We start from the raw sequence: 26,005 nt of genomic DNA, 5'->3' as shown, positions 1-26,005 counted from the left end.
GATGAAGATGGCCCGCGACAGGCGCGGATAGAAACTGGCTCAGACGTAGGCTTCCGCTTCGCGGACCTCGGGCCTGTCCAGTGTTTCGATTTCGGTCGAGGTCGCGGCCTCGGAAAAATCCGCGCCCGCGCCGTAGATGTCGCGGGCCACACCCGTCGTCAGCTGTGCTGGCGTTCCGTCAAAGACGATCCGGCCATCGCGCATACCGATCACACGGTCGCAGTAGCGGCGCGCAGTATCCAGCGTATGCAGGTTGGCAATGACCATGCGCCCGTCTTCTTCGTGAATGGTGCGCAGAGATTGCATCACAACTTGCGCATTCATCGGGTCAAGCGACGCAATCGGCTCATCGGCCAGAATGATCTTGGGGTCCTGCATCAGGGCGCGCGCGATAGCGACGCGTTGCTGCTGTCCGCCTGACAGCGCCTCGGCCCGTTTGGGCGCTTGTTCGGCGATGCCCAGTCGATCGAGTATTTCGATCGCCTGATGGATATCCGACTGCGGATAAAGGTTGAACATCGTCGCAAAGGTCGAGCGTTTGTTTAGAGTGCCATGCAGCACGTTCGACACCACATCCATGCGCGGTACCAGATTGAACTGCTGGAAAATCATGGCGCAGCGTGATTGCCATTTGCGCTTTGCAGCACCGCGCAGCGCGGTGATCTCTTCACCTTCAAAGGTAATCCGACCCGACGTCGCGTCGCTCAGACGATTGATCATGCGCAGCAACGTGGATTTGCCCGCGCCGGATCGGCCAATGATCCCGATCATGGTCGGTTCGTCCACCAGGATGTTCGCAGCATCCACAGCTGTCTTGTCACCAAACTGCTTGGTCAGCTTTTCGATTTTCAGCATATCGCCCCCAGGTTTGTGAGGCGGATAGAGGTTGAAAACGAAACTCCTGTGACGCTTTTGAATCGGTTTCTTTAAGTCTGCGCAAAAGATTTATGACAGGGCCCGGACAGTCACGCCGATAGAGTTCAAGATATCCGAACCACTTTCAGACGCTCATTTTAGTTATCCACAAGACGTCATAAAACTGTTACGGTCAGCGAAAGGAAAGATCAGGTTTTGTTCATGACACGTCGCATCGTCAGCATCTTCTGCCTCGGTTTTGCGCTTCCGTCTGCCGCTTACGCACAGATGGCGGATGTACGCTGCGATGACAGTGCCCGCCTGACGCATACCCTGAAACAGGTCATGGGTGCCGAGCGTCAGGGTATGGGGTTACGCGATCCCGAGACAATGCTGGAAGTCTGGGTCAAGCGAACAAGCGGCGACTGGATGATTGTCCAGAACTACGCAAATGGTACTTCCTGCATCGTAGCCATGGGCGAACACTGGGAAGATGCGACATCAGGGCCCGCCTAATGCAGTTAGTTTCCAGCCGCCTTCCCTTTAACGGGCAGCAAACGTCTAAGCTTCTATAAGGCTCGCAAACCACAATAAACATCACGAGTGTCCGATTGGAACTGAGTTCTACGCTTTTGCTATTTGTGGTCACACACGAAGCAGATTTGTCAGAATGATTGAATTATGAACTGCAGTAGTAGGACGCTCGCGTCTGTGGCCTTGGGGTCTACAAGACAACATAGCTATATGCAGAATCCGCTCGTTCAATCAAATTGAAAGAGATCATAGGCCAAACGCCCAGTATTCTGTGATGGTTAGGACCGTCTGTGAACTATCATGTTACTTTTGCATTTGTGACGATCTCAACGAGATTTTGAATTAAGATGGGACGCACCTGGCACTTTACACTTTTGGCAAGAACCCGGAAAAAGCTTCGACTGCATCTTTCTAGTGTTTAGTAGAGTGACCATCATAGGTCATGCTGGGAGATGCCAATGTAGATAACGGCCCTGAGCTGCCATTGGTCGGAGCCAATTATCGCTGCTCTGGGGCCCGTCAAAGGAGACTTTAGCTGCAATCGCGAGATTTGGTCACCGACGAACTGACGTCCTGTCAGACAAAGTGTGATTTCATTGCGGCTGCGCGAGTTATGGCTTTGGTTGCCAAACCCTAAGCGGATTCGTTTGCGTCGTGGAATATCCAGACCATGCGATCAACGAACCAAACCTTGGGCCCGATCGAAAGCACCAAACCGCAAATTGTCGCCCACGGGTCGAGGACGATCAGACCCCATAAGAGGATCACCATTCCAACAGCAGAAATCGCGGTTAATATGTTGGCCATGCGGACGTGATGTTCAGCAATAGGAACCACACTGCGCTCGAGAAATAGTCTTTCGCCCATAACACCTTTGGCGGCCCAGCTATCCATCTTAGCCGGCGGACCAAACAGCCTCGGGTTCGCCCAAGTCCATAGGACCGCCAAGGCTAACGGTGCCAATGCCCACCAGCCAAGCCAGACTCGCGACCAGATTGCAAGTGCTATGAACGGCAGGCAGCTGAAGCGAGTATAGACGCTCCATGGGTTCGCGTGACGGGCCCATGACTCATCGTCCATCGCCATCAGGCGCTCGGCTGCCTTGAAGATGTCTGCCATGACATAATCCTAGCGCGGAGGCCGCCTAAACACCATCCGGGTTCATAAGCCGGCTATTGGATTCTTCTACAGCAACTGACGTGTCGGGCTCGTTCCGGAGCCTAGAGCAAGCGCGGTGTCTTAATGGTAGGCGGACTCGTCGCAGGTATTGTCAACCCATACCAGCCATTGATCACCCCCTGACATGCCACGCAGCAGCTTCATCGAACCGGACATTCGCGGCCCAAGCGAGACAGGGAGGCAGTTTGGGGTCAGTCGGACGGACAAAGCGGGCTTATGTCACCCAGACTCCTTTGTCCGCTTCTACAAAACACCACGTCACTGATGCGGTGGATTGCGACCCGCTTGAATTTCCTGAACCCGCTCGGGCCAACTGGACCTAATGTAGGCGAGAATGTCCCAGATATCGTCGTTGGTGAGGATATCCCCAAATCCCGGCATGCCACTTGCAAAGCCGTCGACGCCGCGCGCGGACAACGCGGCCTCGCCACCTAGTTGGGTGTATTCGAACAGAAGCTGGTTGTCGTGGTGCCATGTATGCCCGCTCTCATCATGAGGCGGAGCAGGCAGAATACCGTTGTCGTCAGGCGTCTGCCAATCCGGCTGTCCTTCGAGATTGACGCCATGACATGACGCGCATTGTTCGGCGTAGAGGGTCTGACCATTGGTCAAGTCCCGGTCGTCCATTTCATGACCGGCACTTGCACTCGTAGCGAAGCTGAAAAATGTGACTATCAAAAAGTCGCGCCTGTTCATGCAATACCTCAGTTCGGTAGGGTCAAAACACTGGTGAGCGTCGCGGTTGCTGCAAGGACCACCAGAATGATTACGGCTTCGATTTCAATGGAGCGTGCCAGGTGGCGGGCGGCTTTGTTGTCCCCGGACTGCATGGCCGGAACGAAGCGGAGCTTGTTTGCGGCTGCCAACGTCAAGACCAAGACAACGAATGCAAGTTTGATCAGCAGAGTCTGCCCGTAACCCGTTGTCATTAAATCCCACATATCGCCCAGCAACATCCAAGCCATCAGCAGTCCCGCCAAAATCAATACTGGAACAATAATCGAAGCCGCCTGTCCAAACCGATGCCCCAACATGCCTGCGTTGCTCAGATATTCTGGCCGTTGGGATAGGGCACGCAACGGTTCAAGTATGCCGACCCAAAACGCGATACCCAGAAGGTGAAAGAGCAATAGCACACGGACGCCGGTTATCTCCAACTCAGGGACATGCCCGATCTGGGCGAATGACCACAGGGCGATCATTCCACCGGTAAGCGCGATCCATTGGCCGAATAGTGGCATGAATACCCCGACTATCATCAATACCGCCCCGACAACCCGATAGACGAGAACGTCGCCAACCAGGGTCTGCCACAGCAGACCGAGCATTTCTGGATCAGTCATACCATCAGTTCCGCCCGTCAGGGCTGCACCGCGCAACATGAACCCAAGTACGGAGCCCGCAAACGCAAGCGCTGCCAACAGAGCAATCTGACCACGCATTCTATCATTCAGAGGCGACACCAAGTCGGTAAAAGCAGTCCGAATGATCAATAGACCAGTCGCACCACTAATGCCGACATACAGCATCAGCTTGGACAATATCGCGCCTATTCCCCAGATATCGGGCATGGTCAGTCCACTGTGAATGTGAACTCGCCTTGCATCGCGTGCCCATCTGCTCCCAAGCCTCGCCATTTGATGCGATAGGTGCCTCCGCCCATGCTGTGAAGCGGGATCGCAAATGCGCGCCCAAAACTTGTCTGATCTCCTAGGTCGAGCGTGACGGTATGAGCCTCCTGATGGATCATGTTGACTTTTGTCAGGCGAACATCATCCGCGAAATCAAAGCTGATCTCAGAAGGCACTGCGGTAACTGTCGCGTCGTTTTTGGGTGTAGTGGTGTCCACGCTCGAATGGGCAAATGCGCTTGTGGCAAGTGTGGAAATCAATGCAAATATGGTGAGATTCTTCATTGGGGGTTCCTCAGTTTATTCCATTGGCGCGCTGGATTTCGCGGATGTAGTCGATGACCATAACCACGTCGCCACGTGTCAAGCCTTCGACCGGAGGCATGTCGCCAAACTGCCAGTGGTGACTTCTGACGCCCATTGCGACCGCGCGTTGGAAGGACTCGTCTGCATGATGGCTGGGTTCATAGATAATATGGATCAGCGGTGGCCCTGCGCCTTCTACGCCGACCGCGTCGCTGCCGTGGCACGCGGCGCACGCGTTTTCGAATATCCGCTGCCCGATAGCTGCATTTCCTTCAATGGGCGGCATCTGTATGGCCACCATTGCATTGCCCTCAGCAGGTGCCGCCTGCGCGGCGTCCTCAACTGGGGCGGGACTTAGCGTGACATACGCAGCGATGGCTGCCACGGCGCAAGTGCCGATCAATAGATATTTTCGGTTCATGTACTGGTCCTAACCTTGTGTAACAGAGCGGTGCCGCAAATAAATCGCAGCACACCAGAACGTGTTCACTGCCATGAACAGCGTCGGAGATCTGTTTCAAATGTTAGGTGGCCTGTCCGGGCTGCCGGGTTCATTGAGCGTTGAGAGGTTTGTAACCTGCCATGCCGATACGACCGCAGCTTGACAAATTTTGGTTTCGGAAGATGGTGCCGTGAGCGCGAGAACATTACACAGGAATGGATTGCATCCTTCGTGTGCTACGCTATCCGGCTGATGCTGCCCGTCTTCGCTAGGAGCGACCAGTCTGTGGTCAACATGTTTCGCCTCAACACTGATAGCCACATGATCATTACAATGCCCGCCAATGCAATCATTGCACAGCGCATACGCTGTGCTGCCAAGCCCAGCAAAAAGTATCAGGAACAGCATAAGCGCTGTTTTGGCTATTGGACGAACGTACTTCACGGGGCGAACCTACCCCGGATACTGACCCAACACAACGCGCGTGCCAATGGGCCGCGACACGCCCAATACTCCACTAGCAGGTGCGCAATTGAAAAAGCATAGGGCAGGAAACACTCCCGCATATTTTTCTTCCAGTTGAAGTAGATCGCAGAGCTGATCCAGCCTCCCAACACACTTCAGCAACCGCCTTGCCCTCTTCAACCTGCTTCAAAACAAACGCCTTCTGTGCGTCCTTAGGTCTCGCTGCTTTCACTACTTCCGTTCCTTCTCCCAGCCTGGAATTCGTCTCGGAAAACTCTATACACAAATCGACGGAAAACTTGATTTCAGAGCAGCCTGAACGAATGGCGGCGCGTTGCCACCCTATATGACAGATGCCCAAAGGTATTTCTCTAGGCCATCGCTCTCGCTGCAAAAGTCCTATTGTGGCTGTGAATTAATGAGACCGGAGCCCAACGTCGTCGCGATCACCAAGACAGTTCGGTTAGCTCAGAACTTTCCGACACAACCGTACAGTAGCCGCGCCTTTTTGTATAGCTTATCTCTCTAATTCAAATACATATTGAACCAGGCAATCGTCCGACCCCAAGCCAGATTTGCCATCTCTTCATCATAGCGTGGCGTACTGTCATTGTGGAAACCGTGATTGGCGTTTTCGTAGATGTAAGCTTCGTAGATCTTGTCATTGGCCTGCAATGCGGCCTCGAACGCTGGCCAACCTGCGTTGATGCGATCATCAAGCTCTCCCATTTGGATAAGCAGCGGAGCCTGGATTTTCGCAACATCCTCGGCTGCTGGCTGCCGTCCGTAGAAAGGTACTCCTGCGGCCAGCTCCGGGTAGGCCACGGCAATCGCACTTACAACGCCACCGCCGTAACAGAAACCGACCGCGCCGACCTTGCCAGTGCTGTCTTCCCGGTTCAGCAAGTATTCAAAACCGTTGAAGAAGTCGTTCATCAACTCGACCCGATCCACCGTCTTTTGCAGCTCGCGCCCGTCCGCGTCATTGCCGGGATACCCGCCCACCGACGTCAAGCCGTCAGGGGCCAACGCCATAAAGCCAGCTTTGGCCAACCTGCGCGCCACATCTTCGATATATGGATTTAGGCCGCGGTTTTCGTGGATCACAAGGACTGCCGGTAATGGATCATCCACCCCGGCCGGCCGGACAAGATAGCCCCGCACGTCGCCAGTTCCATTTGTCGAAGGATAGGTGATGTAGTCGGCGTGGATGTCAGGATCATTGAACGACACCTGCTGCGCCATTGCATAGTTCGGGCTGAGCATATTCAGCAACGCGACCGCCGTCACGCCACCAACCGCGAATTTTCCGGCGCGATCCAGAAACTCTCGCTTGGTAATTTTTCCATGGGCGTAGAAATCATAAAGGTCCAACAATTCCTGGTCGAAGTCTTTCGCCGTCATTCGGGTCATAGCGGATCTCCTGATAAGACTGGTCTTTCAAATGTTGGGCTGCTGCCATCCGACTGATGTAACGCAATCCGTCGCAGAACTCGGCGTCGCGTTGCATGGCGTACTATCTCACGGCAAAGCCTAAGTTTCGACCTCCCAGGTTGGGAGGTCGAGTGGTTGATCAGTTCTGTTTAATTCACCGATGTCGGAAAACCGGCTTGTCCTTGGTTAACGTCGCCATAGTCAAAGTATTTGGCGTTGTTGTTTTGGAATTCCCAAGCGGCGTCCAACCAGCGGCGCACCGAAGTGTCGCCGTTTGACTCGGCTTTTTCGGCCACCTTGTTTAACGCATCCGGCATTGCGGCGCGCAGCTCATCCAAAAGGCCTTGGGGCCATGTGAGGTGCTTAACTCCGGCCTGTTCCAGACGTTCGATCGCCTTGCCTTGGATGCTGAGCCGTTCTGCCTGCGTATCAAGAATGGCTGCCTTTGCCACGGCTTTGATCAATGTGCGCTCATGGGCTGGGACGCTTTCCCAAAAGTCCTTGTTCACCACCAGCTCGACCGTCAGCGTTGGCTGATGCCACGACCCGGAATATTTGAAAGGCAGGCCAACATCAGAAAGGTTGGCTTCGGCGTCAGTTTTTCCCTGCTGCCCGGATATGAGTTTCAGGAACTGAATGTCATCTGCGGGCATGTTCAGCTCGAACGCATCAATGTTTCCGTTCTGGAACATGGTGTGCGGGATCACACCCGGAGCGAAACCGCCAAAGGTAAGGGCTTCGGGCTCGAACTGAATAGGATTGTCAGGGTTTGTCGCGGGATCACACACCGCTGATGCATCCTCGCACCGAGTCTGGCGGCCTATGTTCGGCGTCGTGACGCCCAGTTTGGCGCAAGCTTCGGTCATGACCGCAGCAGCAGAGTCGGGCCAGCGGACGATCATAGGAGTTTCACAGATTTTCAGCAGCGCGTCTGCGTTGCTCAGATTTGCATCTGTATCCGGGTCGGGCAATGGATTGGGGAAAAAGCCGGGGCCCTGAGCGGTCGTGATCGCGACCGGTATCGTGACGACATTTCCATCGAAGGTTTCGTCGTAGATCTGCTGCTGCAGCTCTAAGCCACCACCATAGAACAGGAACGAGGCGTACTCGTCAGGAGCCATGCCAAATGGCAAACCGCCGGACAACATTTCACCAAACGCCAAACCGGATTCAGCCGGAATGGCCAAAGCGGCGTTAATACCCCCTCCGTCAGCCCCAGCCGCAACCGCATTGTACAGGTTACCCATAGCTTTTCGGTCGATCAGCTGCGGTTTGACATTGTGTTCGTCAAACGGATTGACTTTGCCCGAGGCGTGAACCTGAAAAGTGATCCCAAAAGGTTCCAGAATTTCATTCGCCTTCAAGACAAAGGCATTTCCGGGCCCGCCGATTGGGTGCGCCCCGCCCGGCGCGGCATCCGTGAATTGCAACGGTGCGTATCTTGATTGAACGTGGAACGTTGTTTCAGCAATGGCCTGTGAGGCAAGTACAGTCGTCGCGGCCGTTATAAGCGCAAGCGGTTGGCTGGACTTCAGTTTCATTGTTTTCCTCCCGTTTTCGTAAACCTGAATGTCCAACCATGAAATCTTCGTCGGGCTTTGCGTTTTATCCGCTTCGATCAAACCCGCGACACCGAAACGGTGACGCCGACAAAACGGCGTTGACGAAAGGCATTCACCCGCAAACGAATGTCGCAATTCATCTGTATCCCCGCGTTAGTTCAACGCGGGATCAAGACAGCGAAGAAGGCTGAAAATCTCGACAGGACTAAGGTGTACTCGGGGCTGAATATCATTTTTTGAATGGCTGCTCAATTTTATTTTTGAATGATCGCTCAAAAATATTTAACGGGCTTCTTGCCGGTCAGAAAGCCAACTCAGGATAATGGCGCATGGAGTGGGCGCAGTTGGCGAGATTCTTTATGCTATCCAAGAGTCTCGTTGTGGACTTGCTTCCTATCAAACCCTCCGGCCTTCAATGGGATGTAAACGCTGTGCGCGCTTCGCGCTATTAGCGAATAATTGTAAGTGGGGAGAAGCGGACTTTCGCCGCACGCGCAAACGCTTTCGGTCATGTCTCCTAGAGCGGACTTTGGATGCGGAGTTAACCGGCTGTTGGCGGATGAGGTCAAATCGCAAGCGCTCCTGATAGAGAAACTAAAGCATCAACTGACCGGCCAGAACCGCCACAGATTTGGTTTGCATTCCGAGAGCCAGGACCAGCTCAATCTGACCTTCGAGGAAGGTGAGGAGATTGACGACGCGGCACCGGAACAGGTCAATGCGAGTTTAACTCCCCATATAGATGCAACTGGTTCGAGAAAAAAATCTCGATGTTTGCAATCCGCGCGCCGGATTAGTGCAAGTCGCAACACATATGTGATCCGGTTGCAAGGGACAGAGCCAACCGTGTGAGAAAGCGTTCCGGGCGTTATGTCATATCAAGCAGAAACCCAATGATCAGGATGTATATCTCAATTTTGCAACATCTGCGATCCGCATTGGTTACATGGTTGGTCTTTGGGCCTTAGAGCGTGGATTATGAACCCATGAATTCGGCAAAGAAACTCTGTTTTGTCTCGCGAAAATGGCCTCCTGCAATGGGTGGAATGGAAACATACTCCAAAAGGCTGTCAGACGAGTTGGATGGTGTCACGACCATACGGCGACTCGTGTTGAAAGGTCACGCTGATGGATCCGTGCCCAGAGTTTCGGAGCTTATCGGTTTTGGAGCCACGACGGCTTTCAAGTTGATTTTCAGAAAAGGATCGTTTGACGTCATTCACGTTGCAGATATGGCAAGCTGGCCTTTGGCCTTGCTCGGGCGGCTTCGTTATCCACGCAGCCGTGTGGTAATTTCTGCGCACGGGACGGATGTGTCTTATCCGCGCCGGGGCGGCATCAAAGGCAGCGTATATGGTGCTTATTTGAAGCTGGGTGCGCGGCTACTCCGAAATGTAACGATAATCGCAAACTCAAAGGCTACGGCCAGATGCACGCAAAGCTACGGTTTCCACGACACGGTTGTGGTCCCGCTGGCGGCCGAAGTTGACAGTCCGGAACAAGCACGTCAGTCAGGCAGATCAATACTGTTTGCCGGGCGCCTGGTCCGTCGAAAAGGATGTGCCTGGTTTGTTCGGGAAGTGTTGCCGCACCTTCCCCCGCATATCACGCTAGATGTCGCAGGAACAATTTGGGATGACCAAGAGTTTTCAGCATTGAACACATCCAGGGTCAGGTATCTGGGGGTTCTGGATCAAAAAACACTATGGCAGGCTTACGCTGATGCGCTTTGTGTGGTTGTGCCAAACATCGATATTGAGAACGGAGAGTTCGAAGGATTTGGACTAGTTGCAACCGAGGCCGCTGCTGCTGGCGGAGTGGTATTGGCCTCACGGCATGCAGGGCTGCAGGACGCGGTTCTGAACGGACGCACCGGCTTTCTTTTACCGGTTGGAAAGCCAGCCGCATGGGTTCAAAAAATCGTCGAAATATCAGGATGGTCGACTACGAAACGCCGCAACTTCATCGACTTTTCGCAAGCAAGCTGCGCTGATAAGTTTTCATGGAAAAGGGTTGCGCGTGATACCTTGGCTGTCTACGACTCCGAGCGTGACAGCGGTTTTCGTGGAGAGGTCATCGAATGACACGCCCACGATCTGGGATTGGTTTCAACCTTTTTTCGGCCAACAAGCGCCGAATTAGCTCTACGATAACAACGCTTAAGTCGCATCGTTTGCGTCCTTGGCTGCGCGCGGGTGGGCTATCGGTGCTCATCGGAGGGGCGGTTTGGTCGTACAGCAAACTTGGGCTTCATCTGTCCGAAATCTCTGGCTGGCTCTTGGTTTTGAACCTATTGGTTCTGTCCCCGCTGTTGCTTGTTTTGGCCGGCGTTTCGTTGATGGTGACGGCGAGAGTCCTGAATCTCAATATCCTTCTTGCAAAATCAATCGAGACTACGGCAATGGCAAATGTCGCTGAGTTATTGCCCTTGCCTGGTGGTGCGTTTGTAAGAGGAGCCGCACTTGTGCAGGCAGGTGCCGGAGTTAAACAAAGCGCAAGAATAGTTACATTGACTGCGATACTGACACTTTCAATGACGCTTGCGTTCTCAGCCTCTGCATGTGGATACCTTGGTGTTGGTCCTGGTTGGTGGTTTGCCGCCCTGGGTCTTGTGGGAATGATAACTTCGCTGCACTTGATCGCCCGCGAAACAGGACGACGAATGTTACTCGAACTGCTCGTCGTAAGGTTCGTCATTCTAGGATTGAGTACGTTCCGTTTGGCAGTAAGCTTTGCAACAATAGGAGTAGCTGCGTCATTCGGCCAGGCAGCTGTCTACACCGTCGCCACTTCACTCGGTTCGACAGTCGCAATAGTGCCCGCAGGATTTGGGGTGAATGAACTGATTGCTGCCGCCCTTGCGACTCTGATTTCCGGCTCTCCGGCGGCTGCTTTTTTGGCGGTGGCGTTAAACCGTACCTTGGGGCTTATCGCGGGTGCCTTGTTAACATTTTCGTTGCCCGTGCTTCAACGCGTGAGACAATGACCAAGCAACTCGTCTTTATTGCTTCGGGCGGTCGCACTGGAACGCAGTTCTTTGGCGATCTGCTTAGCGATGTTGTGTCGGATTGCTACTCTGAGCACGAGCCGGATATGTTTGCGGGATTCTCGAACCTTACATTGGAAAGAATCCACCAATTTGGATTCTGGCAAATGACGGGTGGGCGACTGCTTGGCAAAACTGGTGTGCGCGTCCTCGGCCAGCGTCTCTTAGAAAATCGGATTAGTACACAGCAGTGTGCGCGACGGATCAGATCCATTCGCGAGACATACCACTCGAGTATCCCACAGGCGCTTGTGATTGAAAGCTACTATGCGTGGTGGAGTCTGTCCGAACATATCAACGAAATCTGGCCAGGCGCCAAGATTGCCGGAGTGATTCGTGATCCGAGACATTGGATTGGTTCATGGCAACGGCATTCCTCAAAACGAAGAAATGGGGCGATCACAGAACTTTTGCCCCCCGGAAAGCTAACACCGGCTAAGCTTGGTGACTCGGATGCCGCCCAAGTTTGGCCGACGCTCGATCAGGTCGGACGTTTGGCTTGGGAATGGGCACTGATATGTCGAACACTTGATCGTGCGGCGGCAATAAACTCAAACGTGAAAGTGTTTCGATTTGAGGACTTGTTCTCCGAAGACCAGACAGAACTAAATCGGTTTGTTTCCTTTGTCTCTCAGCATAAGGAAGGCCCTGCACACAAAATTGGTGATTTGAAATCAATTGTGGGCAAAGTGAGAAACTCTTCACACGGTTCTGCGGGAGATTGGCGCCAATGGAACGATGCTCAAGTTTCGGCGGTTTCTCATTTCTGCAATTCCAAAATGAAGCAGCACGGGTATGCATCTGATCCTGAGTGGTTGATGAGAGTAAAAACTGCAACCGGTTCGAAATGAGTTCCTCGGCTGCTAATTTGTCCCACTATCTGCTACAAAGGCTTCAGGGCGGCCTCATTGCAGCCGTAATCCGCTCTTATTTCGACTTCAGGTGAGAGTATGTAGATCAGCCCGATGAAGCTTGTAATTCAGATTCCCTGCTACAATGAAGAAGAAACTCTTCCGGCGACACTCGCCGAGTTACCGCGTGATGTACCGGGGTTCGATAAAGTTGAGTGGCTCATCATTGATGATGGTTCAACAGATGGAACTGTTGACGTAGCTCGAAAGATGGGAGTGGATTACATTGTTCAGCAATCTCACAATCAAGGACTAGCCGCCGCCTTTATGACGGGAATCGACGCGGCTCTTAGGGTTGGTGCCGACGTCATTGTTAATACGGATGGTGATAACCAATACGATGCCTCATGTATCCCAGATATCACTGCTCCTATTCTTGCGCGCAAGGCTCAAATTGTTGTTGGGGCGCGACCAATCTCGGAAATCCAGCACTTTTCCATGGTCAAGCGCGTACTGCAAAAGCTGGGAAGCTGGGTCGTCCGCAAAGCCAGCGGAGCGGCAATTCAAGATGCCCCCAGTGGTTTTCGTGCAATTCACCGTGACGCAGCGATCCAACTTTATGTATTTGATCGATATACCTATACCCTTGAGACAGTTATACAGGCCGGCCGCCTTGGAATTCCCCTTCTATCGGTCCCGATCAAAGTTAACGATCCGACGCGAGAGTCACGCCTTATGCGCTCGGTTCCGCAGTATATCTTTCGCTCGACCAAGACGATTTTGCGTATAGCAGTCCTTTACAAACCATTTCGTTTCTTTTCCTGGCTGTCGTTGTTGATTATGCTGCCCGGTCTCGCATCGTTTCTCAGGTTTCTCTATTTTTTCGCAATAGGGCAGGGAAATGGCCATGTACAGTCGCTTGTCATTGGTGCCGCACTAATCGCGGCTGGTGTCGTATTTTTTATTGCCGGATTACTGGCCGATCTGATTGCTGCCAACAGGGTGTTGTCAGCTGACATTCGAAGCCGACTGTTGAAGGCCGAACTTGAGCGGAGCAGACAGCAGTGAACACCACTCTGAATTGGCTTAGTTTTTGTATACTGTTTGGCATCAGCTTGTTTCTAATCCTCTTGGGCGTTTTGGCATCCGACGGGTTCTTCATTTTAGACGAGTTTATCTATTTTTCTGCAGCTCAATCGCTTCGAGACACAGGAAGTTTCTCTGTTTCTAACGGTTTTGAACAATTCGGGTCCGATGACCTTCGCCTTTGGTTGTTGGTCGAGGGTCCAGTGGGCCTTGTGTCGCAATATCCAATCGGCACAACGTTAGCCGGCGCTTCATTGCTTGGCGTTTTCGGGCAGAAGTCTCTGATCGCATTGAATGTGCTGGCCGGAATAGGGACGTTAATCTTCACGTTTGCCCTCGCCAGGCGCTTGTTTCCCGGAAAAGTTGTGGGTGAACTTGCGGTAGTGTTGCTAACCTTCTGCACGTTCTGGGTAGAATACGTGGTGGGGCATTGGCCGCACTCGATCAGCATGATGACAGTGACCGCGGCTGTCTATTTCTTTGTTGCCGCTCTGGATCAGGAAAAAGGAGTAAATTTACACGGCATTGCGGCAGGCGCTTTAGTCGGATTTGGTGTGCTGTTTCGTTTGGAAGGCGTTCTCTTACTTCCCGGTATAGTAGCCTTGACCGTCTTATATGCGAAATCGCCTGTTAAGGTCTTAGCTTCGGGCATGATTGGGCTTGCACCCTTTGCGGTTCTGATGACCTGGTCAAACCTCATCCGTTTTGGCAGCCTCACGCCACTGTCTTATGGTTCGGCGGGTGGTGGGACAGACCTGGCCAGCTATTTTCCGCTGGGTGTTTTTATGAGCCTTGCGTTTGCGGGGCTTGTGGGGCTTCGTATCAAAGGCAGTTTTCGATCCTCCTCAATATTGTGGGTCGGAGTATCTGCATTTGCCTTGGCCAGCATAGTCTTGTCGTCCCAGCTATTGGCCCTGGTTATAAAGTTGATCGAGGGGGTTCAGTCTCTCCTGATCGATGCCACTCGGCTGTCTGATCCAAGGAGCGGCGTTCAATCTGACCTAAACGGTACGTTGTCATTTTGGGGTTTACCCAAAAAAGCGCTAGGTCAAAGCCTGCCTTGGTTAGGCTGTCTGGCGCTGCTCGTCGGCTATCGATGGAAACAACAGCGGCGTAGCATTTTGATATTGCTAACAATTTGCACAATTTGGGCATTGCCATTTCTGTTGCGCAGTTGGCATGGTGGTCTCGGCTTGAATATGCGGTATTTTTTGCCGCTCCTTCCGCTACTGGCAGCGCTGTCCGCCTTTCTCATCGCGCATTGGGTTGAACGGTTTGGCAACTTATGGCTCATCACCGGGGCAGTTTTGGGTCTGTTTTTTTCGGTACTGTGGCACGCAGGTTCTTTCGGCAGCGTCGCAGTGTTTCACCAGATCACGACGACAAAACTGCTAACTTTGATCGGGCTCCTTTCACTTGTGTGTGGATTCTTTTCGCACCGCTCTTTCTCTGGCTTAGTGCTGCCAGCAGTCGGATTCGGCATGGGTGTCGCGATGTTACTTGCGTTCCAAGATTGGACGCTCTCGCAGCATCGTCGGGCAGAGATGGCATCCATGTCAGAAAAATCGATGTCTCTTGAAGGAAACTTTGTGATTTATGCGCCTCCCGAAGCTCATTCTCATGCGTTACAAAACCCTGATCATTTATTGGCTTTACCCGACCGTGTTTCTGACAACTTCGATGCTGAATTTATCAAGTCGGCCTGCACACAAGGTTACCGGGTATTGATTTCGCCAAATTTGCTATCCTCAAGCAATTCTCAAATGCTCTTACCAACAAAAACCGCAAGCCAGCAGATTGAGGATATCACTGGGCTTGCTCAGGCGAATTGCGCTTCGATACCTGCCCAACTGGCGGTCGAATAACCGCGAATGGTGCGATTGCGGCTAGCCCAACACAGCCCTTGTTGAGACGATCTCTGGATCTGAACTGACGCACATGAAGGTTTTTGCCATTCACCTTCACGAAAAGCTCATCCACGTGCCACTTCCATTTCGAAAATGCGCGCAATTGTTGCACCGGCTTTCGCCTGATTTCAGAAGCGAACTTCGGGCCAAACCTATTCCACCAATAGCGGACGGTTTCGTGGCTCACGTCGCTGCCTCGCTCGTGTAGCAGGTCTTCGACATTCCGCAGCAAAAAAGCGGAAAATGGATGTACAGCATCACTGCAAGGCGGATGAACTCGGGGCTGGTTTTGAAGTACGTGAAGGAGGCGAGCTTAGTTATTCCTAAATGCTATGCAACCGCCCTGCCCCACTAAAGCAGTTATTCTGACAAAACCTACATTTTGAAGATAATTTCGGGTTTCGCGCTCTATGGATCGCCGATAAATTTTAGTCCTACGTTCAGGTGGCTAAGCACTACCTGATGCGAATTCCGTTAGGTTGAGAACGAAAATTAATATAAGAATAACCATCGCCCAAAGTATGAAACAGACCATCGATCCAGCGAACCCTATTAAAATAATAGATGGTTCGTTCGAGCTTCTTGGTCGTCCGTTTAACTGAGAATACTTAATTTCTGCACGTCTGTTGACCAGAAAGGAAAAACTCCCAATTCCATAGGCATTCAGCAGGAGCGTCTTTCGTGAGGGGGCAACTCCTCTGGTGCGCTCATAGTATTCAACAAATTCATCTCTGAAGTTAAGTGATGGGAATAGATAAACGAGGATCAGATTAGCAATCGGTGCAGTCACAATAAAAAGGGTCATGTACCCGAATACAAACACGAGAATATAGGTCATTGGGCTCTATTATTTCCTTAAGGTCAGGAATGACCGTGTTTTCGGGCTATTCAAACGCTCACAAAAAGCTTTTAAATAGATGCTCTTGCTGCCGCAAGTGGTTGCACCAAACAACCAGTTGCGGCTTTGCATATGATTTGCCGATAAGAGGCGCTGGCCGAAGTATGATTTAGACTGGCATAGAATATAGATTTTGTTAGTAATTTTCTTGTTCATGGGTTCGAAGCATGTTGGAGCAACCGCTGACCAATTCACTGTCTGGACACTTCTCAGCCCGGGTCTAGTCTATTAACCATCAGGCCTACCGAAGGCAAAAATAATTCAGTTATCCTAAGATCTCAGTTGGTGAATAAAAAGGGACCAAATCCATCGCGCTGCAGGACAGAATAAGAGGCTCTGTAGTGGCCAATCAAGAAGCAGCCGATTTCCTTACATATATCTATCATTGGGCGCCAACGGGATTCATGTTTGAGAAGTCTAAGTTTATTGGTCAGGAGGGGTATTCCTTTTCACAAACGGTGCTCAGAAACACTCAGAGCGTTTTCTCCCAATACTGTTCTTCAATCATGCAGTGGTCGATCTACTCAGTGCGTTAGAACCTGTTGCAGGAAATTCCGCGTCCGTTCGTTTTTGGGACTGTCGAAAAAGCTTTCTGGGTCATCCTCTTCGATGATCTCACCAGCGTCCATGAAGATCACCCGATCCGCCACTTTGCGGGCAAACCCCATCTCATGGGTGACGCAAATCATAGTCATGCCTTCCTCGGCAAGCGTCACCATAACATCCAGAACCTCGCCGATCATCTCGGGGTCCAGCGCCGAGGTCGGCTCGTCGAACAGCAGAATATCGGGCTTCATGCACAGCGCCCTTGCGATGGCGACCCGCTGTTGCTGACCGCCCGAAAGCTGACCGGGGTATTTCGGTGCCTGATTGGCGATCTGCACCTTTTCCAGATACGTCATCGCAGTCTCTTCCGCTTCAGCCTGAGAGATCTTGCGTGCCAGCATCGGGGCCAGGGTGCAGTTCTCAAGGATCGTCATGTGGGGAAACAGATTGAAGTGCTGAAACACCATGCCAACATCCTGCCGCAGCTTGTCGATATTGGGATCTTCTGCGCTTATGGCGTGGCCATTGATCTCAATCAGACCGGACTGATGTTCCTCGAGCTGGTTGATCGTGCGGATCATGGTCGACTTGCCAGAGCCCGAAGGACCGCAGACAACAATTTTTTCACCCTTGCTTACGGTCAGATTGACGTTCTTTAGAGCGTGGAAACTGCCGTAGTACTTTTCCACGTGGCTGAGTCTGACGGCCGGAACTTCGGACATGGGCGATCTCCCCTTCAGGTTTTTATGGCAGCAGTAACGATGATCTCGACTTTCAGTACATCCCGCGCCAATCGGGCTTCGCCACAGGCGCGGGCGGGCGCATGGCCCTCGGGGACCCAGGCATCCCAGACGGCGTTCATTTCGGCGAAATCCGCCATATCGCGCAGCCAGACAATGGCCTGCAGAATATGCTCACGGTCAGAACCCGCCTCGGTCAGCAGGGCATCAATGCGCGACAGACAGTCTTTCGTCTGCGCGATGAAGCTGTCCCCGGTTCCGACTTGACCACACAGGTAAGCAACGCCGTTGTGTTTGACGATCTTCGACATCCTTGTGCCGGTATGCAGGCGTTCGATCATGGCAGAAGTCCCCTGCCCTTCAGCGCATCGGATATCTCGTCCAAAATGGCCGGATCGTCGATGGCAGCGGGCATCTTGAATTCGACGCGATCGGCGATCTTCTGCATAGTGCCACGCAGCACCTTGCCCGAGCGTGTCTTGGGCAGGCGTTTGACCGGGATGGCCGTTTTGAAAGCGGCCACGGCTCCGATTTGCTCTCGCATCAGCGCGATCAGCTCTTTTTCCAGCTCTGGCGCCTCGCGGTTCGCACCATCGTTGGTCACATAAAAACCCAGCGGCAGTTGACCTTTCACCGCATCCGCCGCGCCGACCACGGCACATTCGGCGATGTCGGGATGCGCCCCGATCACCTCCTCCATCGCGCCGGTGGACAGGCGGTGACCGGCCACGTTGATGATGTCATCCGTGCGGGCCATGATGAAGACATAGCCGTCCTCATCAATGATCCCGGCATCAGATGTGGCGTAGAAACCGGGGAACTCATTCATGTACGAGGTCAGGAACCGCTCGGGCGCGTTCCAGAGCGTCGGGAAACCCGAGGGCGGCAGCGGAAGCTTGCAAACGATGTTGCCCAGCGTGCCGGGTTCAACCTCGTGCCCTTCGTCATCCAAAACGCGGATGTCGTATCCCGGCATCGGTTTGCCCGGCGAGCCGTATTTGACCGGGAACTGTCCCAGCCCGACCGGGTTGCCGGACATGGCCCAGCCGGTTTCGGTCTGCCACCAGTGGTCGATCACCGGGCGCTGCAATTTTTCCTCAGCCCACTGGATCGTTGCAGGGTCCGAGCGTTCGCCCGCCAGAAACAGCGCGCGGAATTTGGACAGGTCATACTGGTCGATCAACTGGCCCTTGGGGTCTTCTTTCTTGATCGCGCGGAACGCCGTGGGGGCCGTAAACAGCGCCGCGACCTGATGATCCTGAATAACCCGCCAGAAAGCGCCTGCATCGGGGGTGCCCACCGGCTTCCCCTCGTAAACCACGGTGGCGCAGCCATGCAGTAGCGGCCCGTAGCAGATGTAGGAATGCCCGACGACCCAGCCCACATCGGAGGCGGCCCAGAACACCTCACCGGGGTTAATTCCGTAATGGTTTTCCATCGTCCATTTCAGCGCCACCATGTGCCCGCCATTGTCACGCACAACGCCTTTCGGCTGGGCGGTGGTGCCAGAGGTGTAGAGGATATAGAGCGGATCGGTCGCCGCGACCGGCACGCATTCTGTCGTCTCTCCTGCCGCCTTTGCCGCACCGATCAGTTCGGCATAGTCCAGATCGCGGCCCGGGATCAGTTCGGCCCGTTCCATATCGCGTTGCAGGATCAGGCAATGCTCGGGCTTTGACGTGGCTTCCTCAATGGCCGCGTCCAGCAGGGGTTTGTAATGTACGATCCGTCCGGGCTCGATCCCGCAGGAGGCTGAGATGATCATCCGGGGTTCGGCATCATTGATCCGCGTTGCCAGTTCATGTGGTGCAAAACCGCCAAACACAACCGAATGGATCGCCCCCAGACGAGCGCAGGCCAACATCGCGAACACCGCCTGCGGCACCATTGGCATGTAGAGGACAACGCGGTCGCCCTTGCCAACGCCATGTGTGCGCATGACCGAGGCGAGCGCGCCGACTTCCGCCTGTAACTCCGCAAAGCTGAAGGTCTGGGCCGTGTCGGTGACCGGGCTGTCATAGATCAGCGCAGTGCGGTTGCCATGCCCGGCATCGACATGACGGTCGACACAGTTCCAGCAGGTGTTGCATGTGGCGCCCGCGAACCAGCGACCATAAACGCCCATGTCGGGATCGAACACCTTATCGGCTGGTTTGAACCAGTCTATCTGTTCAGCGGCCTTGCCCCAGAACGCCTCGGGCTCCGCTTGCCAGCTTTCATATGCCTCTGCGTAACTCATGACATCACGTAGTTCAGGCCAAGGCGGCCGCCATCGACATAGATCGTTTCACCGGTGACATAGCTGGCCTTTTTCGAGCACAGGAACGCCACCACATCCCCGATTTCCCGCGCCGTGCCCGCGCGGCCCATCGGCGTGCGCGACATCGCCATCTTATAGGCTTCGGGGTTGGCATTCACACCCGCCATCATCTCGGTATCAATCGAGCCGGGGCCGACCGCGTTCACACGGATGTTCTTCGGAGCCAGCGCCAGTGCTGCAACCTTGGTCAGTTGCATGACCCCACCTTTCGAGGCGCAATAGGCCGGGATCGCCGGGATCGCGACCTGCGCATTAACCGAAGACATGTTTACGATCGCGCCTTCTATGCCGTTATCAACCATGCTGGCCGCCACCCGTTGCATTGCCACAAAAACACCCCGCAGATTGATGTCCATCACACGGTCAAAGGCGGCGAGATCATAGTCCAGAAAATTCCCCGGCATCGCGACGCCCGCATTGTTTACCAGCGCCGAGACCGGGCCGTGATCAGCCTCAATCCTGTCAAACATCGCGCCGATGGCATCCACGTCGCCCATGTCACAAACCATTCCGCCCCCCCCAACGGTGGCGGCGGCCTTGTGCACGCTGTCTTGAATGTCGACCAGAATGACCTTGTAGCCATCCTCGCTCAGCGCCTCGGCGCAGGCCAGTCCAATGCCCTGCGCAGCACCTGTCACAACTGCAATCGGAGTGTCAGCCATCTGCGTTTACCCTTCGAACCCGTAATCTTGCTTTGCCTGTTCGGCGGTGATGAAACCGGCGGCCAGATCACCGGCCACGGCGTCACGATCCCTGTGTTCCGGCGCGCCATAACCACCGCCGCCCGGCAGGCTGAGTCTCAGTCGCTGGCCGTTCCTGACCAGTTGGCGACCCTTGGCGCGCAGTTTTGTCCCGTCGGACAGCTCGACAGCACCGGCGCCACCGGCCAGCCCGCCATTGCGCCCGCGCGCGGGGTTTTCCACCCGGTCGAACATAGCGTTGAAGTAAAAATCGTACCCCGCACGCGGTTCGATCTCGATGGTCTGGCCCAGACCGCCACGCAGGGCCCCGGCCCCGCCCGAGCCTTCGCGCAGGTCCTTGCGCCAGACGGTGATTGGGCCTACATGCTCGGTCGCCTCAACGCTCATGGTCGATACGCCCGAGGGGAAAGCCGTGGCGTTTAGCCCATCAAATTCGGGGCGCGCACCTGTGCCGCCCGAGTTGAACATTAGCACCTCACGGTTCGGTAGCCCGCTTTCGGGGTCGGATGCCCGCGCTGAAATCTGAATGTTCCAGAGCGCACTTGCCCCCTCGGCCGGAACAGTATCAGGCAGCGCCTTGTGCAGCGCACCCAGCACCACGTCTGGGACCAGATGACCCATCACATGGCGCACTGAAACCGGTGCGGGGCGTTTGGCCGCAAGGATGCAGCCTTCGGGGGCGGTGATCCGATAAGGTTCAAGCGAGCCGGTATTGTTTGGGACGTCCGGCGCAATCGCGCATTTCAGCGCGTAGCAGGCATAGGCGCGGGTATAGACCTCGGGGCAGTTCACGCCAAACCGGCTCATACCCGATGTGCCCGAGAAATCCGCCAGCAGCTGATCGCCATCGACGCTTAGGGTCACCTCCATGTGCACCGGGGCGTCATATCCATCGACCTGCATGGTCTCGTGATAGGTGCCCGAGGGGACCTTTGCGATGGCTTCCAAAGTCGCCTTGCGGCTGGTCTCGATGACGAACTCCGACAGGGATTGCAGGTCGTCGATACCGAACTCATCCATCATTGCCTGAAGGCGGCGGTCACCCGCCTCGTTACATGCCGCCAGCGAATACATGTCGCCCACAGTCTGATCCGGGGTCCGCACATTGGCGCGGATCATCTCGATCAGCAGGGGCTGCACCTGGCCATGCTCAGCAAACTTGGTAATGGGGATCAGTAGGCCCTCTTCGAATACCTCATTGCCATCCGGGCCAAAGCCGCGCCCGCCGATGTCCACCACATGCGCAGTGCAGGCAAAATAGCCGATATGCCCGCCCTCTCGGAACACCGGTGTGACGACGGTGATGTCGTGCAGGTGCCCTGTGCCCAGCCAGGGATCGTTGGTGATGAACACATCTCCGTCGAACGTGTTTTGCGGCCCGATCTGGGCGGCAAAATGGGTGACGCTTTCGGCCATCGCGTTGACGTGGCCCGGAGTGCCGGTCACCGCCTGCGCGATCATCCGCCCCTCGCGGTCAAAAAGACCCGCCGACAAGTCGCCCGCTTCGCGGACCGAGGTTGAAAAGGCCGTGCGGATCAGCGTTGTGGCCTGTTCCTCAACAACCGCGATCAGGCGGTTCCACATGATCTGATGATCAATATCTGACGTAGCCATGGCCTATGTCTCCTTCGCCAGCAACAGCAAACTGCCGTCGCCCTGCCCCACAGCGCGATAGCCCGAGGTAACAACGGTCGAGGTCTCGGACTCCGCAATGATCGCGGGACCTTCGACAGCCTTGCCGGGGGTCATGCCGGACCGTTCAACCTCGCGCGCTTCGACCGATTTGCGCAGGGCGGCGTCGAAAAACCGCCGCGTCCGTGAGACGACCGCGTCCGTGCCGGTGCTATGACCGACCACCAGATCGGTGTCCGGCAGCACGGTCGATACGGTCAAAAGCCAGTTCGTGATCTCAACGGCCAACCCGTCAATCACCCGACCAAACAGCGTGCGATAGGCCTGTTCAAACGCTTTGAGGATCAGCGATACATCGCAATCTTCAAACTGTTTGTGCGGCAGCGGCACCGGGATTTCCCAACCTTGCCCGGAATAACGCATCTGCGCGGTCAGGCGAATCTCGGTATCTGCCCCCTTGGCCCCTTCTTCGACAAAGGCGCGGGCCTCAGCCTCCATGTCGATCAGGGCGGCATTCACGGCCCCGGCATCAAAATCGTCCATGCGCTGGAACAGCCCGCGCGTGGCTTCAAAGCTGAACGGTGCCTTGAGGAACCCGATGGCCGAGCCGACACCTGCGCCCGGCGGAATGATCAGCGCCTTGATGCCAAGCTTTTCGCACTGACGACAGGCATGCAGCGGCGCACCGCCGCCAAAGGCGATCATGGTGAAGTGTTCAATATCGCGACCGTTCTCGACCGTATGCACCCGCGCCGCATTTGCCATATTCTCGTCCACCAGTTCGGTGATGCCAAAGGCGGCATCGCCGGCAGGCAGGTTCAGCCTGGTCACCGCTTTTTCGGATTCTTCCGTTTGCAACGGGATCGCACCGCCAGCGAAATTGTCAGGGTCAAGACGTCCGAGCAACAGGTTGGCATCGGTCACGGTTGGCTCGGTGCCGCCGCGCCCGTAACAGGCAGGTCCGGGTTCCGATGCCGCCGACCGGGGACCGACCTGAAGCCGTCCCATACTGTCGACCGAGGCAATCGAGCCGCCGCCCGCTCCGATCTCAACCATCTCGACAACGGGCGTCGACACGGTCATGCCCGAGCCCTTCTTGAAGCGATAAGTCCGGGCAACCTCAAAGGTGTTGGCGGTCTTCGGCGCGCCGTTCTCAATCAGGCAGATTTTGGCGGTGGTTCCGCCCATGTCAAAGCTGAGCACTTTGTCCAGCCCATATGCCCGCGCAAAATCGGCGGCAAAAATCGCGCCACCGGCCGGACCGGATTCCAGCAGACGCACCGGCTGTTCTGCGGCAGTTTCGACCGAAATCAGACCGCCGCCGGAATGCAGCATAAAAACCGGAGCGGCCACGCCCATCTCTCGCAGGCGACCCACCAGACGGCCAAGGTAGTCGGCGACCTGCGGCTGGACATAGGCGTTGGCGATAACGGTGTTGAAACGGGGCAGTTCACGCATTTGCGGCGAGATCACCGAAGACAGCGAAATCGACAGTTCCGGCATTGCCTTGCGCAACGCTTCGCCCATCGCGACCTCATGCGCGTCATTGGCGTAGGCGTGCATCAGACCGATGGCAACGGCCTCGAACCCGCCCGCCTTGATCGTCTCCACCATCGCGTTGACTTCAGAATGGTCCAACGCCAGCAGGACCTCTCCGTCAGGGCCCATGCGTTCGTTCAGGGTGAACCGGTCCTGACGCGGCACCAAGGGCTTGGGCAGGTTCAGGTTCAGGTCGTATTGCTCAAACCGGTTTTCCGAGCGCATCTCGATCACGTCCCGAAACCCTTCGGTGGTGATGAAGGCGGTCCTGGCACCGCGACGTTCGATCAGCGCGTTGGTGACCAGCGTCGTGCCATGAATGACCTGACCAATATCGCCCAAGGCAAGCCCGGCCTGTTCTGCGGCTTTGGTTATTCCGTCCAGAATAGCCTGTTCCGGCCGGCTGTAGTTGGTCAGTACCTTGCAGGTGGACAAGCCGCCCTGGTGCTGCAACGCCACATCCGTAAAGGTTCCACCGATATCGACGCCGACGCGAACATCAATCTTGCTCATGAGGATATCAAAGGCTCCTGAGGACTTGGTTGGCGGTGAAGGCCGTCTGATACAAGCGGGACATGATCGGGGCCGACGGGACAGTCGACAGCTCAGTCATCGGCAACGGCAGATCAGACGGATCCATGCCCGAGATCAGCTGGGCCATGCACTCGCCAAAGATCGTGCCGGTTGTTATGCCGCGCCCGTTATAGCCGATCGGGGTCAGCAGATTGGGGGCCAGTTGGTAGATACGCGGCAGATGGTCCGGCGTCATGGCAATTTGACCATGCCATGCCTCTTCGAATTCGACCGGGCCAAGTTCCGGATAGAGGCGCGCAAGCTGTTTCCTGGCCCAACGATGCGACAACCCGCGACCGACGGACCCGACAACTGTTCCCATAGAGCCGATGACAAGGCGATCATGGGCATCGCGCCGGATGCTGAACATGATCTGTCCCGTGTCCCAAATACCCTGACGGCCCGGAAGAATATGCGACATGTCCGCCTGCAGCGGTTTTGTTGCAAGTTGGAAGTAGTTGATCATGGTGAACACGCGGTTCAGGTTTGGCCAAAGGGTATCGCTGTAGGCATTTGTGCCCAGCACAACATACTTGGCCCGGACCGTACCCTTGTCGGTTTCCACAACCCATTTCCCGGCATCGCGCCGCAGATTGGTTGCGCACACACCTGTGCTGATCTCGGCACCTGCCCCTCTTGCTGCGCGCGCCAGACCACGGCAATAGCCCATCGGATTGATGGTTCCCGCCCTGTGATCCAACAAGCCCCCGTGAAAAGCGCTTGTTCCGGTTTTTTCCACCATTTCCCCGGCCGACAGAAGATCAACCGGTTCACCCAGACGTGTCCACTCGGCATGGCGCGCCTTTAGATCCTCGAAACCCGACGGAGCGTGAGCAGCGTGAATGGTTCCCGTTTTGGTGACCTCACAACGGATCTGATGTTTTTCGATCAGGTCGAAAACCTGCGAAGGACCTTCACCAAACCGCTTTACAAAACGCGGCCCATAGGTGTCGCCCAGCTTTTTCCGAACGGCGGCGGGGGGATGCCAGACCCCGGCGTTAACCAGACCCACATTGCGGCCCGAGCCACCGAAACCAATATGCCTGGCCTCAAGCACATGCGCGCTCAGCCCTTGCTCTGCACAATAAAGCGCCGTTGAAAGACCGGTGAACCCCCCGCCGACAATTGCGACATCCGCTTCCGCGTCGCCAGCCAACGGATTGCGAAAATCCGGCTCCTCTGCCGACATATCCCAAAGAGAGATCGGGCTGTCTGTATTCATGCGAGCGGACCCTCTTTTCTAACTATGAACATGCTGGGCAGTCAGGCGATTCCTGTTAACTTACGTTGCAACGATCTTATCATTGTGTCAATATATGAAAAATATGTTTTATATACCGGAACAATAACCATGACTAGACTTAAGAAAACAGCAGCCCAGATGGTGCAGGACTCGCGCGATCGCATCGAAGAGATCGAAACAGCAGACCTGATCAAAGCGGTCGATGATCCCAATGTCGTGATTGTTGACATCCGCGATGTGCGCGAGCGTCAGCGTACCGGGTTCATCCCGGGCAGCTTCCATGCGCCGCGTGGCATGATCGAATTCTGGGTCGATCCTGATAGCCCGTACCACAAGGATATCTTTGCGCAGGAAGGCAAGAAATATGTCTTTCACTGTGCGTCGGGCTGGCGGTCAGCCCTGACGGTTGCAACCCTGCAGGACATGGGCTTCGAAGCGGCACATCTGAAAGAAGGATTCGGTTCCTGGGAAAAATCCGGCGGCCCTATCGAGAAAGCCGATTGAATCCAGCCGGAA

General features: G+C 55.0%; 23 protein-coding genes and 2 pseudogenes. 8 read left to right on the top strand and 17 right to left on the bottom strand.

Annotated elements, in window-relative coordinates; genetic code table 11:
• Positions 1-39 precede the first annotated feature (39 nt).
• Positions 40-855: a phosphonate ABC transporter ATP-binding protein gene (gene phnC / locus ACR0KM_RS18295; protein ID WP_480824984.1), complete on the bottom strand. Its 816-nt coding sequence runs from the start codon at positions 853-855 to the stop codon at positions 40-42.
• Positions 856-1,077: 222 nt separating this feature from the next.
• Between phnC and ACR0KM_RS18290 the strand changes: the two genes are divergently transcribed.
• Positions 1,078-1,371, top strand: coding sequence for a hypothetical protein (locus ACR0KM_RS18290; RefSeq protein WP_480861021.1), 294 nt, complete (start codon positions 1,078-1,080; stop codon positions 1,369-1,371).
• Positions 1,372-2,022: 651 nt separating this feature from the next.
• Here the strand turns inward: ACR0KM_RS18290 and ACR0KM_RS18285 are convergent.
• From ACR0KM_RS18285 to ACR0KM_RS18250, 8 genes and pseudogenes are all read right to left on the bottom strand, one after another.
• Positions 2,023-2,508 carry a DUF6653 family protein gene (locus ACR0KM_RS18285; RefSeq protein ID WP_480861023.1) on the bottom strand — a complete coding sequence of 162 codons (486 nt, stop codon included), beginning with the start codon at positions 2,506-2,508 and terminating at the stop codon, positions 2,023-2,025.
• A gap of 318 nt (positions 2,509-2,826) precedes the next feature.
• Complete coding sequence (locus ACR0KM_RS18280; RefSeq protein WP_480861025.1) at positions 2,827-3,195, bottom strand: c-type cytochrome; 369 nt, start codon at positions 3,193-3,195, stop codon at positions 2,827-2,829.
• Between the two features lie 77 nt (positions 3,196-3,272).
• Complete coding sequence (locus ACR0KM_RS18275; protein WP_480861027.1) at positions 3,273-4,139, bottom strand: copper resistance D family protein; 867 nt, start codon at positions 4,137-4,139, stop codon at positions 3,273-3,275.
• 2 nt (positions 4,140-4,141) lie between these two features.
• A complete protein-coding gene (locus tag ACR0KM_RS18270) occupies positions 4,142-4,483 on the bottom strand; it encodes a copper resistance CopC family protein (RefSeq protein WP_480824994.1) in 342 nt (113 codons plus the stop codon).
• A gap of 10 nt (positions 4,484-4,493) precedes the next feature.
• On the bottom strand, positions 4,494-4,925 hold the full coding sequence (locus tag ACR0KM_RS18265; RefSeq protein WP_480824996.1) for a c-type cytochrome: 432 nt from the start codon (positions 4,923-4,925) through the stop codon (positions 4,494-4,496).
• A 570-nt stretch (positions 4,926-5,495) separates the two neighbouring features.
• Positions 5,496-5,643 (bottom strand): annotated as a pseudogene (locus ACR0KM_RS18260) (transposase); the annotation flags it as partial.
• 293 nt (positions 5,644-5,936) lie between these two features.
• On the bottom strand, positions 5,937-6,824 hold the full coding sequence (gene yghX / locus ACR0KM_RS18255) for a YghX family hydrolase (protein WP_480861029.1): 888 nt from the start codon (positions 6,822-6,824) through the stop codon (positions 5,937-5,939).
• 170 nt (positions 6,825-6,994) lie between these two features.
• A complete protein-coding gene (locus ACR0KM_RS18250) occupies positions 6,995-8,386 on the bottom strand; it encodes a hypothetical protein (protein WP_480861031.1) in 1,392 nt (463 codons plus the stop codon).
• Positions 8,387-8,959: 573 nt separating this feature from the next.
• Here ACR0KM_RS18250 and ACR0KM_RS18245 point away from each other — a divergent pair.
• The 6 genes from ACR0KM_RS18245 (at position 8,960) to ACR0KM_RS18220 (ending at position 15,255) form a co-directional block, all read left to right on the top strand.
• Positions 8,960-9,259 carry an IS66 family transposase gene (locus ACR0KM_RS18245; protein WP_480861033.1) on the top strand — a complete coding sequence of 100 codons (300 nt, stop codon included), beginning with the start codon at positions 8,960-8,962 and terminating at the stop codon, positions 9,257-9,259.
• Positions 9,260-9,393: 134 nt separating this feature from the next.
• The gene (locus ACR0KM_RS18240; protein WP_480861034.1) at positions 9,394-10,491 is read left to right on the top strand and encodes a glycosyltransferase family 4 protein; all 1,098 of its coding nucleotides are present in this window, start codon (positions 9,394-9,396) and stop codon (positions 10,489-10,491) included.
• Positions 10,488-11,393, top strand: a complete 906-nt coding sequence (locus tag ACR0KM_RS18235) for a hypothetical protein (RefSeq protein WP_480861036.1) — start codon at positions 10,488-10,490, stop codon at positions 11,391-11,393. Before ACR0KM_RS18240 ends, ACR0KM_RS18235 begins: the two co-directional genes overlap by 4 nt.
• On the top strand, positions 11,390-12,304 hold the full coding sequence (locus tag ACR0KM_RS18230) for a hypothetical protein (RefSeq protein ID WP_480861037.1): 915 nt from the start codon (positions 11,390-11,392) through the stop codon (positions 12,302-12,304). The genes ACR0KM_RS18235 and ACR0KM_RS18230 overlap by 4 nt, the downstream gene beginning before the upstream one ends.
• Positions 12,305-12,418: 114 nt before the next feature.
• On the top strand, positions 12,419-13,372 hold the full coding sequence (locus ACR0KM_RS18225; protein WP_480825010.1) for a glycosyltransferase family 2 protein: 954 nt from the start codon (positions 12,419-12,421) through the stop codon (positions 13,370-13,372).
• Complete coding sequence (locus tag ACR0KM_RS18220; protein WP_480861039.1) at positions 13,369-15,255, top strand: ArnT family glycosyltransferase; 1,887 nt, start codon at positions 13,369-13,371, stop codon at positions 15,253-15,255. Before ACR0KM_RS18225 ends, ACR0KM_RS18220 begins: the two co-directional genes overlap by 4 nt.
• A gap of 82 nt (positions 15,256-15,337) precedes the next feature.
• Here the strand turns inward: ACR0KM_RS18220 and ACR0KM_RS18215 are convergent.
• The 8 genes and pseudogenes from ACR0KM_RS18215 to ACR0KM_RS18180 all read right to left on the bottom strand — a co-directional run.
• A pseudogene (locus ACR0KM_RS18215) lies at positions 15,338-15,618 on the bottom strand (IS6 family transposase); the annotation flags it as partial.
• Positions 15,619-16,719: 1,101 nt separating this feature from the next.
• Complete coding sequence (locus tag ACR0KM_RS18210; protein ID WP_480861041.1) at positions 16,720-17,463, bottom strand: amino acid ABC transporter ATP-binding protein; 744 nt, start codon at positions 17,461-17,463, stop codon at positions 16,720-16,722.
• A 14-nt stretch (positions 17,464-17,477) separates the two neighbouring features.
• Positions 17,478-17,822 (bottom strand): RidA family protein, encoded by a 345-nt coding sequence (locus ACR0KM_RS18205; RefSeq protein WP_480861043.1) that lies wholly within the window; start codon positions 17,820-17,822, stop codon positions 17,478-17,480.
• A complete protein-coding gene (locus ACR0KM_RS18200; RefSeq protein WP_480861045.1) occupies positions 17,819-19,720 on the bottom strand; it encodes a propionyl-CoA synthetase in 1,902 nt (633 codons plus the stop codon). The genes ACR0KM_RS18205 and ACR0KM_RS18200 overlap by 4 nt, the downstream gene beginning before the upstream one ends.
• Positions 19,717-20,463, bottom strand: a complete 747-nt coding sequence (locus ACR0KM_RS18195) for an SDR family NAD(P)-dependent oxidoreductase (protein WP_480861047.1) — start codon at positions 20,461-20,463, stop codon at positions 19,717-19,719. Before ACR0KM_RS18195 ends, ACR0KM_RS18200 begins: the two co-directional genes overlap by 4 nt.
• Positions 20,464-20,469: 6 nt before the next feature.
• The gene (locus ACR0KM_RS18190) at positions 20,470-22,116 is read right to left on the bottom strand and encodes a hydantoinase B/oxoprolinase family protein (protein WP_480861049.1); all 1,647 of its coding nucleotides are present in this window, start codon (positions 22,114-22,116) and stop codon (positions 20,470-20,472) included.
• A gap of 3 nt (positions 22,117-22,119) precedes the next feature.
• Entirely contained in the window at positions 22,120-24,186 is a 2,067-nt protein-coding gene (locus ACR0KM_RS18185) for a hydantoinase/oxoprolinase family protein (protein ID WP_480861051.1), read from the bottom strand.
• 7 nt (positions 24,187-24,193) lie between these two features.
• Positions 24,194-25,468: an NAD(P)/FAD-dependent oxidoreductase gene (locus ACR0KM_RS18180; RefSeq protein ID WP_480825025.1), complete on the bottom strand. Its 1,275-nt coding sequence runs from the start codon at positions 25,466-25,468 to the stop codon at positions 24,194-24,196.
• Between the two features lie 129 nt (positions 25,469-25,597).
• On the opposite strand from ACR0KM_RS18180, the gene ACR0KM_RS18175 reads away from it, so the two are divergent.
• On the top strand, positions 25,598-25,993 hold the full coding sequence (locus ACR0KM_RS18175; protein ID WP_480825027.1) for a rhodanese-like domain-containing protein: 396 nt from the start codon (positions 25,598-25,600) through the stop codon (positions 25,991-25,993).
• Positions 25,994-26,005 lie beyond the last annotated feature (12 nt).

This window comes from Ruegeria sp. G10 (assembly GCF_056533645.1).
This window is presented reverse-complemented; position numbering and strand designations above follow the sequence as displayed.

What these genes read in the sequence shown, in the direction of transcription:
- ACR0KM_RS18205 (WP_480861043.1), bottom strand. Translation starts at nt 17,822, where the DNA reads ATGATCGAACGCCTGCATACCGGCACAAGGATGTCGAAGATCGTCAAA.
- ACR0KM_RS18180 (WP_480825025.1), bottom strand. Translation starts at nt 25,468, where the DNA reads ATGAATACAGACAGCCCGATCTCTCTTTGGGATATGTCGGCAGAGGAG.
- ACR0KM_RS18200 (WP_480861045.1), bottom strand. Translation starts at nt 19,720, where the DNA reads ATGAGTTACGCAGAGGCATATGAAAGCTGGCAAGCGGAGCCCGAGGCG.
- ACR0KM_RS18225 (WP_480825010.1), top strand. Translation starts at nt 12,419, where the DNA reads ATGAAGCTTGTAATTCAGATTCCCTGCTACAATGAAGAAGAAACTCTT.
- ACR0KM_RS18210 (WP_480861041.1), bottom strand. Translation starts at nt 17,463, where the DNA reads ATGTCCGAAGTTCCGGCCGTCAGACTCAGCCACGTGGAAAAGTACTAC.
- ACR0KM_RS18275 (WP_480861027.1), bottom strand. Translation starts at nt 4,139, where the DNA reads ATGCCCGATATCTGGGGAATAGGCGCGATATTGTCCAAGCTGATGCTG.
- phnC (WP_480824984.1), bottom strand. Translation starts at nt 855, where the DNA reads ATGCTGAAAATCGAAAAGCTGACCAAGCAGTTTGGTGACAAGACAGCT.
- ACR0KM_RS18285 (WP_480861023.1), bottom strand. Translation starts at nt 2,508, where the DNA reads ATGGCAGACATCTTCAAGGCAGCCGAGCGCCTGATGGCGATGGACGAT.
- ACR0KM_RS18250 (WP_480861031.1), bottom strand. Translation starts at nt 8,386, where the DNA reads ATGAAACTGAAGTCCAGCCAACCGCTTGCGCTTATAACGGCCGCGACG.
- ACR0KM_RS18230 (WP_480861037.1), top strand. Translation starts at nt 11,390, where the DNA reads ATGACCAAGCAACTCGTCTTTATTGCTTCGGGCGGTCGCACTGGAACG.
- ACR0KM_RS18195 (WP_480861047.1), bottom strand. Translation starts at nt 20,463, where the DNA reads ATGGCTGACACTCCGATTGCAGTTGTGACAGGTGCTGCGCAGGGCATT.
- ACR0KM_RS18235 (WP_480861036.1), top strand. Translation starts at nt 10,488, where the DNA reads ATGACACGCCCACGATCTGGGATTGGTTTCAACCTTTTTTCGGCCAAC.
- ACR0KM_RS18240 (WP_480861034.1), top strand. Translation starts at nt 9,394, where the DNA reads ATGAATTCGGCAAAGAAACTCTGTTTTGTCTCGCGAAAATGGCCTCCT.
- ACR0KM_RS18175 (WP_480825027.1), top strand. Translation starts at nt 25,598, where the DNA reads ATGACTAGACTTAAGAAAACAGCAGCCCAGATGGTGCAGGACTCGCGC.
- ACR0KM_RS18290 (WP_480861021.1), top strand. Translation starts at nt 1,078, where the DNA reads ATGACACGTCGCATCGTCAGCATCTTCTGCCTCGGTTTTGCGCTTCCG.
- ACR0KM_RS18270 (WP_480824994.1), bottom strand. Translation starts at nt 4,483, where the DNA reads ATGAAGAATCTCACCATATTTGCATTGATTTCCACACTTGCCACAAGC.
- ACR0KM_RS18265 (WP_480824996.1), bottom strand. Translation starts at nt 4,925, where the DNA reads ATGAACCGAAAATATCTATTGATCGGCACTTGCGCCGTGGCAGCCATC.
- ACR0KM_RS18185 (WP_480861051.1), bottom strand. Translation starts at nt 24,186, where the DNA reads ATGAGCAAGATTGATGTTCGCGTCGGCGTCGATATCGGTGGAACCTTT.
- ACR0KM_RS18280 (WP_480861025.1), bottom strand. Translation starts at nt 3,195, where the DNA reads ATGGACGACCGGGACTTGACCAATGGTCAGACCCTCTACGCCGAACAA.
- ACR0KM_RS18190 (WP_480861049.1), bottom strand. Translation starts at nt 22,116, where the DNA reads ATGGCTACGTCAGATATTGATCATCAGATCATGTGGAACCGCCTGATC.
- yghX (WP_480861029.1), bottom strand. Translation starts at nt 6,824, where the DNA reads ATGACCCGAATGACGGCGAAAGACTTCGACCAGGAATTGTTGGACCTT.